The sequence below is a fragment of the Micromonospora vinacea genome (genome assembly GCF_015751785.1).
Taxonomy (GTDB): Bacteria; Actinomycetota; Actinomycetes; order Mycobacteriales; family Micromonosporaceae; genus Micromonospora; species Micromonospora vinacea.
Window position 1 is genome coordinate 6,789,391 of the sequence record NZ_JADOTY010000001.1, and the last position, 14,183, is coordinate 6,803,573.

Annotated in this window: 13 protein-coding genes and 1 pseudogene; 6 read left to right on the forward strand and 8 right to left on the reverse strand. The window is 69.5% G+C overall.

Going from position 1 to position 14,183, the window contains the following annotated elements:
• The first annotated feature begins 26 nt into the window (after positions 1 to 26).
• The gene (locus tag IW249_RS31665) at positions 27 to 470 is read left to right on the forward strand and encodes a peptidase inhibitor family I36 protein (RefSeq protein ID WP_196924140.1); all 444 of its coding nucleotides are present in this window, start codon (positions 27 to 29) and stop codon (positions 468 to 470) included.
• Positions 471 to 500: 30 nt separating this feature from the next.
• Here the strand turns inward: IW249_RS31665 and IW249_RS35380 are convergent.
• Positions 501 to 674: pseudogene (locus IW249_RS35380) on the reverse strand (IS630 family transposase); the annotation flags it as partial.
• Positions 675 to 834: 160 nt separating this feature from the next.
• On the opposite strand from IW249_RS35380, the gene IW249_RS31670 reads away from it, so the two are divergent.
• Positions 835 to 1,509 carry a response regulator transcription factor gene (locus IW249_RS31670; RefSeq protein WP_269215505.1) on the forward strand — a complete coding sequence of 225 codons (675 nt, stop codon included), beginning with the start codon at positions 835 to 837 and terminating at the stop codon, positions 1,507 to 1,509.
• Positions 1,506 to 2,957 (forward strand): HAMP domain-containing sensor histidine kinase, encoded by a 1,452-nt coding sequence (locus IW249_RS31675; RefSeq protein ID WP_196924142.1) that lies wholly within the window; start codon positions 1,506 to 1,508, stop codon positions 2,955 to 2,957. Before IW249_RS31670 ends, IW249_RS31675 begins: the two co-directional genes overlap by 4 nt.
• Positions 2,958 to 3,120: 163 nt before the next feature.
• Here IW249_RS31675 and IW249_RS31680 read toward each other — a convergent pair whose 3' ends face one another.
• Both IW249_RS31680 and IW249_RS35285 read right to left on the reverse strand, forming a co-directional pair.
• On the reverse strand, positions 3,121 to 5,256 hold the full coding sequence (locus IW249_RS31680) for an MMPL family transporter (RefSeq protein WP_196924143.1): 2,136 nt from the start codon (positions 5,254 to 5,256) through the stop codon (positions 3,121 to 3,123).
• Between the two features lie 82 nt (positions 5,257 to 5,338).
• A complete protein-coding gene (locus IW249_RS35285; RefSeq protein WP_372433055.1) occupies positions 5,339 to 5,458 on the reverse strand; it encodes an aromatic-ring hydroxylase C-terminal domain-containing protein in 120 nt (39 codons plus the stop codon).
• Between the two features lie 730 nt (positions 5,459 to 6,188).
• On the opposite strand from IW249_RS35285, the gene IW249_RS31685 reads away from it, so the two are divergent.
• Together IW249_RS31685 and IW249_RS31690 are read left to right on the forward strand one after the other, a co-directional pair.
• Positions 6,189 to 8,198, forward strand: coding sequence for a DUF8224 domain-containing phage-derived protein (locus IW249_RS31685; protein WP_196924144.1), 2,010 nt, complete (start codon positions 6,189 to 6,191; stop codon positions 8,196 to 8,198).
• A 30-nt stretch (positions 8,199 to 8,228) separates the two neighbouring features.
• On the forward strand, positions 8,229 to 8,624 hold the full coding sequence (locus IW249_RS31690) for a hypothetical protein (RefSeq protein WP_196924145.1): 396 nt from the start codon (positions 8,229 to 8,231) through the stop codon (positions 8,622 to 8,624).
• Between the two features lie 166 nt (positions 8,625 to 8,790).
• On the opposite strand, the gene IW249_RS31695 is transcribed toward IW249_RS31690, so the two are convergent.
• The 4 genes from IW249_RS31695 to IW249_RS31710 form a co-directional block, all read right to left on the reverse strand.
• On the reverse strand, positions 8,791 to 10,062 hold the full coding sequence (locus IW249_RS31695) for an MFS transporter (RefSeq protein ID WP_196924146.1): 1,272 nt from the start codon (positions 10,060 to 10,062) through the stop codon (positions 8,791 to 8,793).
• Entirely contained in the window at positions 10,062 to 11,477 is a 1,416-nt protein-coding gene (locus IW249_RS31700) for an FAD-dependent oxidoreductase (RefSeq protein ID WP_196924147.1), read from the reverse strand. The genes IW249_RS31695 and IW249_RS31700 overlap by 1 nt, the downstream gene beginning before the upstream one ends.
• Before the next feature lie 76 nt (positions 11,478 to 11,553).
• Positions 11,554 to 12,051: a GNAT family N-acetyltransferase gene (locus IW249_RS31705; RefSeq protein WP_196924148.1), complete on the reverse strand. Its 498-nt coding sequence runs from the start codon at positions 12,049 to 12,051 to the stop codon at positions 11,554 to 11,556.
• Complete coding sequence (locus IW249_RS31710) at positions 12,051 to 12,377, reverse strand: ArsR/SmtB family transcription factor (protein WP_196924149.1); 327 nt, start codon at positions 12,375 to 12,377, stop codon at positions 12,051 to 12,053. The genes IW249_RS31705 and IW249_RS31710 overlap by 1 nt, the downstream gene beginning before the upstream one ends.
• Before the next feature lie 286 nt (positions 12,378 to 12,663).
• Here IW249_RS31710 and IW249_RS31715 point away from each other — a divergent pair, with 286 nt between their 5' ends.
• A complete protein-coding gene (locus IW249_RS31715) occupies positions 12,664 to 13,041 on the forward strand; it encodes an ArsR/SmtB family transcription factor (protein ID WP_196924150.1) in 378 nt (125 codons plus the stop codon).
• On the opposite strand, the gene IW249_RS31720 is transcribed toward IW249_RS31715, so the two are convergent.
• Positions 13,013 to 14,122, reverse strand: a complete 1,110-nt coding sequence (locus IW249_RS31720; RefSeq protein WP_307788772.1) for a flavin-containing monooxygenase — start codon at positions 14,120 to 14,122, stop codon at positions 13,013 to 13,015. The genes IW249_RS31715 and IW249_RS31720 overlap by 29 nt on opposite strands.
• Positions 14,123 to 14,183: the final 61 nt, after the last annotated feature.

Consider the following 14,183-nt stretch of genomic DNA (forward strand, 5'->3'; position numbering starts at 1 on the left):
TGCCATGTATTGATGACTGTAGTCGCATGAAACCACGGCTGTTCCTCATCGCCGCACTCGCCGCTGTCGTCGCCACCCTCACGGTGCCCTCGGCCGCCCACGCCAACCCCGACGACAGCAACCGCGCGAGCGTTGCCGGAATCTCCGCGCAGGCCATCATGGCCGGCCCCGACGACAACAACAACGCAAGCGTTTCCGGGATCTCCTCGCAGACCGCTGGCTCCTGCCCCTACACCGCCCTGTGCCTCTACACCGAGGGCGATTTCCGCGGTCGCATGTTCGTGATCTACGCCTGCGGCAACTACGCGCTGTTCAACTGGAACGGCTGGGGGTCCGTCTACAACAACCAGACTCCGAGCTACTGGGCCTATCTGCTGGACCAGAACGGCAATGAAGCCCACGGCTTCGTCGACGGAGCCGGCGCAAGCTGGGTGGAATTCGACCCGTACTGGTACGCCAAGCCCTGCTAGTGCTCTGATGCTGAACGTTCACGGTGTGGGTCAGGCTGCCGTTCGTACGGCGGGCTGACCCCATCGTCGTTGGCGTTCGGAGCGGATGCGAGCGCGCTCGCGGCGTTGTGCGGCGAGGACGTCTGGGTGTCGGGCGTTGGCGTTGCGCCACCGCAGGTAGGCGTGGATCGCCCTGGTCGAGGACGGATGGTTGGGCCGGTTCGACCGTTGCCGTCCCGTCAGTGGTCAAGCCTGAGCTCAGGCATCCGTAAGGGCACGGCCCGCGGGCACCACAGAGGCGACGGTTCTAATCCTGGCTTCAGGTTGATCGGGGAGGATGAGCGGCAAAGCATCGACTGGAAGGGGGCGGGCCGGCGTGCGGATCATGATCGCCGATGACGAGGCGGCCATCCGTGAGTCGCTGGAGCGGGTTCTCCAGGTCGAGGGTTACGGCACTAGCACCGCCGCCAACGGTCTCGCCGTGCTCGACGGGATCGGTGGCGCGGCGCCGGATCTGCTGATCCTCGACGTGATGATGCCCCGCCTCGGCGGGTTGGAGACCTGCCGGCGGTTGCGGGCCGCGGGTCGGGATCTGCCGGTGCTGATGCTGACCGCCCGTGACCAGGTCTCCGACCGGGTCGCGGGGCTCGACGCGGGCGCTGACGACTACCTGCCCAAGCCGTTCGCCACCGAGGAGTTGCTGGCCCGGGTGCGGGCCCTGCTGCGCCGGCGCACGCCGGCCGACGGGGAGTCGCAGATCCTGTCGTTCGCCGACGTCCGGGTCGATCCCGACAGGTTCGAGGCGTGGCGTGGCGGGCGGCCGCTGCGCTTGACCCGGACCGAGTTCTCCCTGCTGGAGGTTCTCGTGCGCAACGCGACCCGGGTCTTGACCCGCGACGCGCTGTTCGAGGCGATCTGGGGCTTCGACATGAGCGCCACCGCCAACAACCTCCAGGTATACGTGAGCTACCTGCGCCGCAAGATGGAGACCGAGGGTGAGCCGCGACTGATCTACACGCTGCGCGGCCTGGGATACACGTTGCGGGAGACTCCTCCGTGAGCAGGCCCGCCGGCCGGGAACCGCGTCGGCTGACCCGATGGTGGCGCCGGCGGTCCCTGCGGACCAGGCTGACGGTGATCGCGGCGACGGCCATCGCGGTCAGCGTGTTCGTGGCCTTCCAGGTGGCCAGCGAGCTAATGGACTGGGAGCTGCGGGACACCGCCGAGGATCAGCTGCGCGCCGACTCCCGCGTCCTGGCGGCGGACGCGGAGCACGCCGGTGTGGCGCAGGTCCAGCTACCGCCGTATCCCGGGTCCGGTCGGCTGGTACGGGTCATCCTGCCCGACGGCTCGACCCGGACGCCGGTCGGCCAACCCGCGCTACCTCCGGTCAGCGGGCACGCGTGGCGCGTGGCACAGGGCGCGTCGGCCGCCCTGATGGAGTCGAACGACAGCGACGACGACGGCTACCGCATTTACACGCTGCGGGCGGGCGACGGCGCGGTCCAGGTGGCCCGCGTCGCCGACGACAGCCCGATCAACCGGTTCGGGTTCGGGATGTTGCTGATCGGGCTGCTCTGCGTGGTTGGCGGCGCCCTTGTCGGGCGGACCGTGGCGCGGGCCGGGCTGGCACCGATCGACCGGCTGACTGCCGCAGCGGTACGTGTCGCGCACACCCGGGTTCTCGACGCCGACATCCCGGACGAAGGCGGTGGGGAGATCCGGAGGCTGATCCAGTCGATCAACGACATGCTCGCCGCGCTCCGGGACTCCCGGCAGGCCCAGCGGCTGCTCGCCGAGGACGCCGCCCACGAGCTCAAGACCCCGCTCACCAGCCTGCGCCTCAACGTCGAGCTGCTGATCCGGCTCGATCGGCGCGGCACCCTGGACAGCGCACTGTCGGCGGAGAGCCGGACCCGGCTGCTCAACGATCTCGGCGCCCAGGTGGCCGAGTTGAGCACCCTTGCCGCCGAGCTGACCGAGGTGGCGCGCGGCGACGTCAGCGACGAGAGCACCGAGCTGCTCGACCTCGCCGACGTGGTGGTGGCCGCCGCAACCCGGGCGCGTTCCCGCGTGCCTGACATCGAGGTCGCGCTCGACGTGACCTCCGTGTGGATGAGCGGGCGTCCCGCTGCGCTCCAGCGGGCGGTGCTCAACCTCATCGACAACGCCGGCAAGTGGTCCCCCGCTGACCAGCCGATCCAGGTCCGGCTTCGTGCCGAGGGCGCGTCGGCGGTGCTCGAGGTCGACGACGCCGGGCCGGGCATCGACGCAGTCGACGTGCCGCGGGTGTTCGACCGGTTCTACCGTGCCGACAGCGCCCGGGCGCTGCCGGGATCAGGTCTGGGGCTGTCGATCGTGCAGCGGGTCGTCGACGCCCACGCCGGCCGGGTCACCGTCGCCCGGTCCGCACGCGGTGGCGCGCTGCTGCGGATCATCCTTCCGGCCGCCGCCCCGCCCGCTCGGATCACGCGGCTCACCGAGGGGTTGGACACGGTGGCGCGCTGACCCGCTGCGGCACGGCGCCGGGACCGCCACGGCGCGCGGTGCCAGGACCCGCCGCAGCGGGCGGCGCAGGACAAGGGCGGCGGAGGCGGTGACGACCGCCGGGCCATGACAAAGATCCGGGACGGGCAAGAGCCCGCCCCGGATCTCGACTGTGCCGCCGCGCTCACCGTTGCGGCGCGGGCCCCTCCACGAGCGGCCGTTGATCGTCCGGCAGCTCCACCGGTCGGGACAACCGGCTCGGCCACCACATCCGCCGTCCGATCAGCAGGGTGAGGGCGGGCACCAGGACCGACCGCACCAGCAGGGCGTCGAGCAGCACGCCGAAGGCGACCAGGAACCCGACCTCGATCAGCATCACCAGCGGAAGTGTGGCGAGGACCGCGAACGTGGCCGCCAGGACCAGGCCTGCCGAGGTGATGACGCCACCGGTGGCCGACAGGGCCTTCAGCATGCCCTCTCGGGTGCCGAGGCGCACTGTCTCCTCCCGGGCCCGGCTGGCCAGGAAGATGTTGTAGTCGACGCCGAGCGCCACCAGGAACAGGAATGCCAGCAGCGGCACCGAATAGTCGATACCTTTGAACCCGAGGATCGTGTCGAAGACGAACACGCTGCCGCCGAAGGCCGCCGCGAACGAGACGATCACAGTCGCCATCAGGACCAGCGGGGCCACGATCGCGCGGAGCAGCAGCCCGAGGACGATCAGGACGACGGCGAGCACCAGCGGGATCACCCGCTTCTCGTCGCGGGTGGTGGTGACCTCGGTGTCGAGGTTCTCCGCGCTCGGCCCGCCGACGATCGCCTCCGCCCCGTTCACCGCGTGCACAGCGGTGCGCACCCGCTTGATCGTGTCGTACTCCGCGGCGGTGTCCGGCGCGTCGGTCGGGAACACGGAGATGTCGGCCCAGCCTCCGACGGTCTGGCCCGGGACGGCCTCTGCCACGCCGGGAGTGCGCTTGACGACGTCGACCACCCGCTCCTGGTACGCCGGCCGCGTATAGATCGTCATCGGCTGGCCGCCGAGCTCCGGGAAGTGCTGGCGGAGGACGGTGAAGCCGGTGACGGACTCCGGCGCGGACAGGAACTGGTCCTGCTCCCGCAGGGCGCCGGTGTTGCCCACCAGCCCGATGGCGAGCACGCCGAGGACTCCGAGCGAGCCGAGCGTGGCGACCCACCGTCGGCGGCTGATGCCGGTGCCGAGCCGTCCCCACAACCCCGGCTTGTCCTGCACGGCAGTGCTGAACCGCGGGATGGCCGGCCAGAAGATTCGCCTGCCGAGCACCACGAGCATCGCCGGGAACAGCGTCAGCATGGCCACCAGCGCACACAGGATGCCGGCGGCGCCGATCGGGCCCAATCCGCTGGTGCTGTTCAGGTCGGCGACGAGCAGGCAGAGCAGGCCGGCGACCACGGTGGCCGCGGACGCGACGATGGCCGGCGCCGCGCCGCGTAGAGCGTGGACCATCGCGACCCGGACGTTCTCGTGGTGGTGCAGAGTCTCCCGATATCGAGCGATGAGCAACAGCGCGTAGTCCGTGCCGACGCCGAACACCAGGATCGTCAGCAGCGCCGAGTTCTGGTCGTTGACCACGATGCCGAAGCCCTTGACGAGCAGGTAGACGGTCGCCATCGCGGTCAGTGCGGCCGCGCCCACAGCCATGAGCGGGATGAACCACAACACCGGGCTGCGGTAGGTGAGGATAAGCAGGACCGTGACGACGGCGACCGTGGTGAGGAAGACCTGCAGGTCGATGCCGTCGAAGACAGCGTCCATGTCGCCGTCGATCGCGGCCGGGCCGGTCACGTCGAGTTCCAGGCCGGTGGGGCGGTCCTTCACGGCGTCACGCAACGGGCCGACGATGGCCTCCGGTGCGCCGTAGGTCGTGCTCACGTCGAGGGTGAACATCATCGCCTTGCCGTCGGTGGAGAGTCTTGTCGCCGGGCCCTCGTCGTCCTCGCCGGCCGCCGCCTTCGGCGGGTACCGCTCGGCAAGGGTGTTGTAGTGGCGCTCGACCGTCGCGCGGTCGGCGTCGGTCATGCCGCCGGCGCGGTGGTACACGAAGACGAACGTGTTGTCCTCACCGCCGGGGAGGCTGTCCTCCAGCACCGCCACCTTGGTGGACTCGGCGCTGGCCGGCAGGGTGTCCACAGCGCTGTCGGTGGTTACCGAGCTCAACTTCCCGCTCAACGGCACCATGACCGCCGCCAGCGCCAGCCACAAGCCGATCACCAGCCACGGCACCCACCGGCCTGCCAAGCGACCGGGCGGCGCTTCCCTGGGCGGCGCTGCGTTGACTGACATCAATAGCCTCCTGACGGGTTGCATCGCTTGTCTGAGGCCAACTTCGTACCGAGCGAATCTGAGACGACCGTTAATGCGCCGATCAGGCCGGGTGGCCGAACCGGGTGCCGAGCGCACGCACCAGCGCGGAGGTGTCCAGGTCCAGATCCAGATCCTGCGCGGTGGGCAAGGCCCAGGCGACGCAGCCGTCGGGCCGGATCAGCTACGCGTCGACGTCCACACGGTCCGTGCGGGCGGTGACGGTGTTGACCCGTCCGGTCCACGCGGCTGCGGCGTCGCGGACCTCCGCGCGGTCGGCGAGGCCCAGCAGAAGCACCACAGAACCGCGGAGCACTCCGCGGGAAACAGGACGCTGCACTCACTCTGATCCGCAGAACGAGAAGCCGCGGGTGGGGGCAGGTGCAGTTGAGCGCCGTTGTGCGCTATTGGATGCAGTTCAATGCCGTTCAGGACGCCCGGCTGCTCACTCCCCTGCTCCCCCATCCCGGGCCCGTGACCCTGGCGTCGCCCAGGCGCCTTGGGGCTACGTGTCGGCACGTCTTCACCGAGCAGTGGGAGGCCGATGTTTGGCCAACGCGACCGGGTGCCGAGGCGCAGGCGCACGGTCGGTGGCATGAGCGAGCACCTGATCGAGTGCGCGTTCACACGGTTCCCTCGGTGCGAGCCTGGCGTGCCTGAGAAGTTGTTCGACCACCCAGGCCTGCCGGTGCCCGGAAAAGGCAACCACAGCGTGAGCCGAGATGTACTCAACGGCGCCACCGGCCAACTGGCGGAAACCGCTGACCGCCGGCCCGGCACCCCAACGCCGTACGCGCTCCGGTCGACTGACCGCAGGCCACCGGTGCCCGCTATGACCGTGCGGACAGTCGCAAACGCGTTTCTCCGATTGGCGTTCGCTGCGTAGCATCTCCGGCGATCAAGGGGGATGAACGGTGGGCGATTTCCAGCAGTTCGTGACGGATGTGACTTCGCGTCTATCCACGATGTCCAGGGGTGAGTTGTACGCCGCCGGCGACGGTCTCGACCGGGACTCACTCTGGCTCACCTTTCTCGATTCTTTTCCCGCCAGCACCAATCTGCGGTTCCGTGAGCGATCCGAGTACGACTGCTCGACCTGCCGCGGTTTCATCAAGCACTTCGGCAACGTCGTCGAGATTCACGACGGGCGGGTCCGTACCGTCTGGTCCGGGGTGTCGGCATCCGACCCGGTCTTCTCTGTCGTCGCGGCCGCTCTGGACGAGTTCGTCCTTTCGCTGCCGTTGTCCACCATCTTCCGATCCACTCAGGCGCAGTACGGGACGAAGACCACCCGAACGCTGCGCGACGGCCAGGTAGAGGTGTGGCACCACCTGCACGGCCGGGTGGAAGAGCGGCATCGCATCGAGGACGTCGGCGCGGCACAGGGCAACTTTGACGCCGCGGTGCAGGTCTTCCAGCGTGGCCTGGCCGAGCTGACCCGGCACGCTCTGGACACCGTCGTCGACCTCGTCGACGACAACGCCCTCTACCGCGGCGCGGAGCATCGCCGGGCGGTGATCGAGTTCCGCTCGCTGCAGAACCGGTGGGCCCAGGCGACCGACCGACGTGCCTTCGTCTTCGCCAACGCCATGAACCCGGCGGCCCGGTTCCGCAACACGGTGATCGGCACCCTCGTCCAGGATCTCTCCGCGGGCGTCGACCTGGAGCAGGCGGTCCGGTCGTTCGAGGCGAAGGTGGCGCCGCAGAATTACCAGCGCCCCACCGCGTTGATCACCCCGGGCATGGTCAAGGCCGCCATGAGGACCATTGCCGAGCTGGGCATCGAGGAGTCGTTGCAGCGACGGTTCGCCCGACTGTCCGACGTGTCGGTCACCAACGTGCTGTGGGTCGACAACGACACCCAGGCACGGATGAAGGACGGCATCGAAGGGCTGCTCATGCAGGCGGCCACCATCCGGTCGTCAGGTGCGCTCCTTCGCGACGCCAAGCCGGAGGAGATTCCCGTGGTCTCCTTCATGAAGGACATCCTGCCCGGCGCCGCCACCATCGACCTGTGGGTCGCCAACACCTTCGAGCCGCACCTCGTCAGCCTCACCACCGGCCGGCGACCGGCTGCTCCGCGGTTGTTCAAGTGGGACAACGATTTCGGCTGGTCGTACGGCGGCAACGTCACCGACTCGATCAGGGAGAAGGTCAAGCGGGCCGGCGGCAACGTCACCGGCAAGCTGCGGGTGAGCCTGTCCTGGTTCAACCACGACGACCTGGACCTGCACGTGTACGAACCCAACGGCGAGCACATCTGGTACCAGGAGAAGCGCAACAAGCTGGACGTCGACATGAACGCCAGCGGGACGCTCTCCCGCGAGCCGGTGGAGAACGTCACCTGGACCGACCGTGTCCCCGACGGTGAGTACCGGATCGAGGTGAACCAGTACCGCAAGCGGGACAGCACCCAGGTCGGCTTCGTGATCGAGACAGAGAGCAACGGGAGGATCGAGCATTACAGCCACGAGCGCGCGGTCGGCCACAAGGAGACCGTCGAGGTGGGCCGGATGACGATTGCCGGCGGGGTGATCACCGCTTTCCGGCCGGGTAAGGACGTGCAGCCGGGCAGTGCGGGCAAGGAGTTGTGGGGCATCACCACCGAACAGTTCGTACCGGTGTCCACCATCATGTACTCGCCGAACTACTTCGACGACAACGAGGTCGGCAACCGGCACTACTTCTTCATCCTCAAGGGGTGCGTGAACGACCAGCCGACACGGGGGATCTACAACGAGTTCCTCCGCAGCGACCTGCAACCGCACCGCAAGGTGTTCGAGGTTCTCGGCGACCGCACCAAGTGCGAGCCGTCTCCGGATCAGCTGTCCGGCCTCGGCTTCAGCTCCACGGTCCGCAGCTCCGTGGTCGCCAAGGTGACCATGACCGGCGGCCGGCGCCGCCTCATCAGCATCCAGTTCTGATTCCTTAACCAGATATCCAGAGAGGCTACCGTGACCATTTTCGAGAAGGCCACACGGGAGAAGTTCCGCTATCCGTCGGCCAAGGGACTGCTGACCACGGAACAGCTGTGGGAGCTTCCGCTGACCGCCAGGTCCGGCTTCAGCCTCGATGATGTGGCCAAGGCGGTCAACGCCGAGCTCAAGGCCGTCGACACTGAGTCGTTCGTGGCCACCGAGACCAATCCGGCCAAGGCAACCTTGGAGACCAAGCTGGAGGTCGTCAAGCACGTCATCGCCGTCCGCCTCATGGAGGACCAGGCGGCGAAGGCGGCGGCGGCCAAGAAGCTGGAGAAGGAGAAGCTGCTGGCGGTCCTGGGCCGCAAGCAGGACGCGGTCTTGGAAAACCTGACCGAGGCAGACCTACTGGCCCGAATCAACAACCTGTAGCCCGCCGACAATCAGCGTTTGCCAGCGGGCCCGCACATCGCCGAGGAGTACGGTCGCAATGCGAGACCTGTGCGGCCAGGCCGGCACCCACGGCCACTTCTCGGCGAACTCACATCGGTACAACAGCGACCGCCCCGCTATATGGGCGAAGGCTGCGGCGATCGCCTCAGGTCTGGAGGGTGAAAGGCCGTGGCACGGTGGTTTTCGCTCGGGTGGTCATGCCGATGGCGGCGAGCGCGCAGCAGGTGGCGGCGGCGGCGAGCAGCGGCGTGTATCCGCCAGTGGTGTGCAGGAGGGCGGCGGCTGCCAGGGGCGCGGTGGCTTTGGCGATGGTGACGGGTGCGGCGAGGCGTCCGGCGACGCTGGCGTAGGCGGTGGTGCCGTAGCGGTCGGCGAGCAGGGCTGGGGTGGCGAGGCTGGTGATGCCGAAGCCGAGCCCGAAGCCGACGACGGTGATGACAGCGCCGGTGCGGGTGTCGGCGAGCAGGGGCATGGTGAGGATGGCGGCGGCTTGGGTGGCGAAGACGGCGGCCACGATCGTGGTGACGCGTAGGTGTCGGCGGGCGGCGGTGAGGACGAGCCGGCCGGTGACCGACAGGACGCCGAGCAGGCCGGTGACGGTGGCGGCGAAGGTGGCGGGGTGGCCGCGGCTGATCAGGTAGCCGACGAGGTGGACGGTCATGGTGCTGGTGGCCGCGCCCTGCGCGATGAACGTTGCGGTCAGGATCCAGAATCGGGCGTCGCGCATCGCGGCCTTGACGATCGTGCGCCGCTGGGCGTGGGCCGGCGGGCTGGGGTCAGCAGGTGTCGGCGCCGCTGATGGTGTGCGGGGTCGGCGGATGGTGAGGGCGTGCAGGGGCACGGTGAGCAGCCCATGGATGACGGCGAGGACGAGCAGCGCGCCGCGCCAGCCGAGGTGCGCGGCCAGCAGACCGGTCAGGGGCATGAAGATGGTGCTGGCGAAGCCGGCCACGATGGTGACGGCCAGCAGGGCTGTGGCGCGCCGGTCGGGGGTGAACCAGGCGATGATGACGGCAAAGGCTGGCTCGTAGAGCACCATCGCGCCGGTGATTCCGATGCCGATCATGACGGCGTAGAGCTGGCCGATGGTCTGCACCTGGGACCAGGCCACGAGCAGGGCGGTTGCGGCGATCGACCCGATGGTCATCAGCGCGCGTCCGCCGTGGTGGTCGAGCCACCTGCCGACCGGGATGGCCATGAGCGCGCTGGCGAGGACGGAGACGGTGAGCGCGCCGGTGACGGCGGTGGTGGAGGCGTCGAGGGTCGCGGCCATGGGGCGCAGCAGCACCGGGTAGGCGTAGTAGAGGGTGCCGTAGCCGACGGTGGAGGTGATGGCCAGGGCGGCGACGATTCGCCAACCGTGGGCGTGGTGCCCGCCGACTGTAGGGTCGGCGGGCACCGTCGCGGTGGTGGGCATCAGCTGCAGCAGCCGCCGGCCTGAGCGCCGGCGGGGGCGGCGTCGAGGGTGACCAGGTTCAACGGTGTGGACAGCAGCCCGCCGGAGATGCCGGTGGCGAGTCCGCGCGCTGCGGGTTCGGCGGCGGGTGCCGGGCCGCAGCAGCTGTCGCCGGTGGCGGTGTCGGCGGGGTTGCTGTTGCAGACGCCGGTTTCGGGTAGGTCGAGTTGGACGTCGCGGGCGGCGGCCCAGTCGCCGGCGAGGGCGGCGACGACGGAGCGGACCTGCTCGTAGCCGGTGGCCATGAGGAACGTCGGGGCCCGGCCGTAGGCCTTCATGCCGACGGCGTAGTAGCCGGTTTCCGGGTGGGTGAGTTCGTTCACGCCGTGCGGGGGCACGGTGCCGCAGGAGTGCTCGTTCGGGTCGATCAGCGGCGCGAGGGCGCGGGTGGCGCCCATGATCGGGTCGAGGTCCAGGCGCAGCTCGGCGGCGATCGAGTGGTCGGGGCGGAAGCCTGTGGCGGCGACGATCCGGTCCACGGTGACCGATTCCTCGCTGCCGTCGGCGTGGCGCACCACCACACTGACCCGGCCGTCTGTCGGGGTGAGGGCGTGCACCGAGAAGCCGGTGAGCAGCCGGATCCGGCCGGCGTCGACGTGCGCGCGCAGCCGTGAGCCCAGGGCGCCGCGGGCGGGCAGCGCGTCGGCGTCTCCGCCGCCGTAGGTGCGCGACGGTGAGGCGGTCCGGATCGCCCAGGTCACCTCGGTGCCCGGCGCGGACTCGGCCAGTTCGGCCAGGGACAGCAGCGTGTTCGCGGCGGAGTGCCCGGCCCCGACGACGAGGGTGTGCCGGCCGGCGAAGCGGTCCCGGGCCGCGCCGAGAACATCGGGCAACGCGTGCTCCAGGAACGCCGCGACAGTGCTCTCACCGCGGGCCGGCAAGCCGGACGCACCCAGGACGTTCGGGGTGCCCCAGGTGCCGGACGCGTCGATCACCGCACGGGCGAGCAGTTCATCGCCGTCGGCGAGACGGATCAGGAACGGGGTGGACTCACGGCCAGCGGTGCGCAGCCGGTCCAGGCCCAGGCGGCTGATCGCTTCGACCCGGGCGCCGTAGCGCAGGTGCGGCTTGAGCTGCGGCAGCTGCGCGAGGGGCTGGAGGTAGTCGCCGACCAGCTCCGCACCGGTCGGCAACGCCTCCAGGTCAGGGGCGACCCAACCCGCCTCGTCGAGAATCCGGCGGGCGGCCGGGTCGATGTTGTAGCGCCATGGGGAGAACACCCGCACGTGGCCCCACTGCCGCACGGCGGCGCCGGGGGTGTCGCCAGCTTCGAGGACGGTGAAAGCGATGCCCCGCTCGTGCAGGTGCGCGGCGGCGGCCAGGCCGACCGGGCCGGCGCCGATGACCACGACGGGTAGGCCGTTCATAGTGCTCATCGATCAAACTCCTCTGTGTTGATAACTGTCGAATCAAGTAGGTAAACGGAACCCACTGGTGCGGGGCTGGGGCTGGTCAGCTGACGACGGGACTGCGCCGCTCGAGCAGCACGACGTCGCGCCAGCGGCCGTGATGGCGACCGACCCGCTCGCGCACGCCGATGACCCGGAAGCCGGCCCGCTCGTGCAGGGTGAGGCTGGCGGCGTTGTCGGGGAACACTCCGGACTGGATGGTCCAGATACCAGCGGCTTCGGTGGAGGCGATCAGCGTGTCCAGCAGCAGCCGGGCGACGCCGCGGCCCTGCGCGGCGGGGTCGACGTAGACGGAGTGCTCCACCACACCGGCGTAGACCGCACGGGCCGAGGTGGGTGCGACCGCGATCCAACCAAGCACCGTGTCATCCGGGTTGACGGCAACGAAGCGGTGCTCGGGCAGCTTCGCCGCGTCGAACACCGGCCAGGTCGGTGCGGTCGTCTCGAAGCTGGCGTTGCCGGCGTCGAGTCCCGACTGGTAGATAGCCAGCACCCGCTCGGCGTCGTCGTCCCGCAGGGGGCGCACGGTGATGTCGGGCATCAGCAGGCTCCGTTCGGACTGGGAGCGGGCCGACCCATGACCACGTCCGCGGCGGAGGGGAAGCAGTCGACGCAGGCGTCGTTGACCCGGTAGTGACGGGCGGTGCCGACCGGCTCGACGAGGACGAATCGCACCTCGGTGAGGATCTTCAGGTGCTGCGAGACAGTGGACTGCGCCAGCCCGATCGCGGTGACGATCTCCCTCACGCTCATCGCCTGAGCCTGCCGGGCAAGGTACTCGACGATCTGCACCCGGGTTGGGTCGGCCAGCGCCCGGAACCACGACGCGTATGTCTGCGCCGTCGTCCGATCGAGTAGCTCGGTCACCCCCACCACCCTTCATCGTTCATCGCCGATAGACGATAAAGCCTACCAACCACAGGCGGCGATCATCGGCCGAAGGTCGCGTGGGCGGTCCGTGCCGCGTCGAAGCGGCGCTGGGCACGCTGCTCGGCGGTGCTGACCTCGGCACAGGAGTCGCAAAATCGGACACCGGTCACGGATGCCCTCTGTCGGCGCGTGAGCCTGAGCATGATCTCTCCCATCCCCACTGTCTTGACGTCTGTCGAAGCAGACAGTTGCACATTGATTAGAGGGATGTCAACCTAGAGGAATGTCGAAGCAAGCTGCGTCTCTCACCCTCGCCGACGTGACCGCCGAGGCGTTCTGCTGCCAGCCCCTGGCGCAGCACCGTGTGCCGGCCGAGACCGCCGCGGTGCTCGCGCCGGCGTTCAAGGCCCTCGGTGACCCGGTCCGCCTGCAGCTGATGTCGATGATCGCCTCCGCTGACAACGGCGAGGCGTGTGTGTGTGACCTCACCCCCGCCTTCAACCTCAGCGGCCCGACCATCTCGCATCACCTCAAGAGCCTGCGCGAGGCTGGCCTCGTGGACTCCGAGCGGCGCGGCACGTGGGTGTACTACCGAGCCCGACCGGCGGTGCTGCGCCAACTCGCGGCGCTGCTCACCGTCGAACCGGTGACCGCTTCGTAGACTGCCGGCGGCGCCGCGATCCGCCGGACTCGTCGCCAGCCAGGGCGGCGACGACGTGGGACGCGTCGCGCCCGACGCCGCGCAGGGTGTTCGACGAGAACGACCGCTGGAACTCCAACCCGAGGTAGACCAGTCCCAGGTGGGTCGTGGAGACACCCCCCACATGGCAGGGCATCCCGTCATCCAGGGCTCCGAGCGGGGCGAGGTAGTCGAGGTTCGGGCGGTAGCCGGTCGCGAAGAGCACCGCGTCGACCGGCTCGTGCGTACCGTCGGCCCAGATGACGCCGTCGGCGGTGAAAGCGGTGAACATCTCCCGGCGGGTCAGCAGGCCGGCTGTGATCGCGTCGCGGTAAACGCCGGTGTCGAGCACGGCCGCGTGGCGAATCAGGCGGGCGAGTATCGCCCTGGGCAGCAGGTCCGCGCCCGTGACGCGGAGCCAGTGGTGCAGGTCCCGGCCCCGGATGCGCTGCGGCAGGAACTGGATCGGCGCCCGGGTGGCCAGGGTGACCCTCGCGTGTGGCGCGAGTTCGTAGGCGACCTGGATGGCGGAGTTCCCCGCGCCCACGACGAGGACCCGCTTGCCGGCATACGGCACGGGCCGCCGATAGTGCGCGACGTGCCGCACCTCGCCAGCGTAGGCGTCCTGGCCGGGCAGCACCGGCAGGTACGGATTGCCGAAGGAGCCGCTCGCGGCGACGATGCCCGCCGCGGCGATCTCGTCGCCGTTGTCGGTGTGGACGAGGTAGCCACCGCTCGGGCGCGGGTGCACAGCGGTGACCCGGGCGCCGGTGCGGATCTCGGCGTCGATGCTCCCGGCGTAGCGGCGCAGATAGGCGACGACTTCATCGCGGGCCGGGTAGCGGTCGGGGTCTCCCCCGTCGAACGCCACGCCGGGCAGGGAGCTGTATCGGGCCGGGGAGAACAGGGTGAGGCTGTCGTAGTAGTCGGGCCAGGACCCCACCGGTGCGGCGCCTGCTTCCAGGACGACGGGGCGCAGGCCAGCGGAGAGGGCGGCGCGGGCGGCGGCGAGACCGGACTGGCCGCCACCGACGATGACGACCGGCTCTAAGGAGGTGATCACTCAATGATCATGTCGTCGTTTTGTTGAATGACAATATGATGGTGATGCGGGAAGGTGTGAC

Excerpts from the sequence above, each read along its gene's own strand:
- IW249_RS31665 (WP_196924140.1), top strand. The coding sequence starts at position 27 with ATGAAACCACGGCTGTTCCTCATCGCCGCACTCGCCGCTGTCGTCGCC.
- IW249_RS31670 (WP_269215505.1), top strand. The coding sequence starts at position 835 with ATGATCGCCGATGACGAGGCGGCCATCCGTGAGTCGCTGGAGCGGGTT.
- IW249_RS31680 (WP_196924143.1), bottom strand. The coding sequence starts at position 5,256 with ATGTCAGTCAACGCAGCGCCGCCCAGGGAAGCGCCGCCCGGTCGCTTG.
- IW249_RS31695 (WP_196924146.1), bottom strand. The coding sequence starts at position 10,062 with ATGCCCACCACCGCGACGGTGCCCGCCGACCCTACAGTCGGCGGGCAC.
- IW249_RS31700 (WP_196924147.1), bottom strand. The coding sequence starts at position 11,477 with ATGAGCACTATGAACGGCCTACCCGTCGTGGTCATCGGCGCCGGCCCG.
- IW249_RS31705 (WP_196924148.1), bottom strand. The coding sequence starts at position 12,051 with ATGCCCGACATCACCGTGCGCCCCCTGCGGGACGACGACGCCGAGCGG.
- IW249_RS31715 (WP_196924150.1), top strand. The coding sequence starts at position 12,664 with ATGTCGAAGCAAGCTGCGTCTCTCACCCTCGCCGACGTGACCGCCGAG.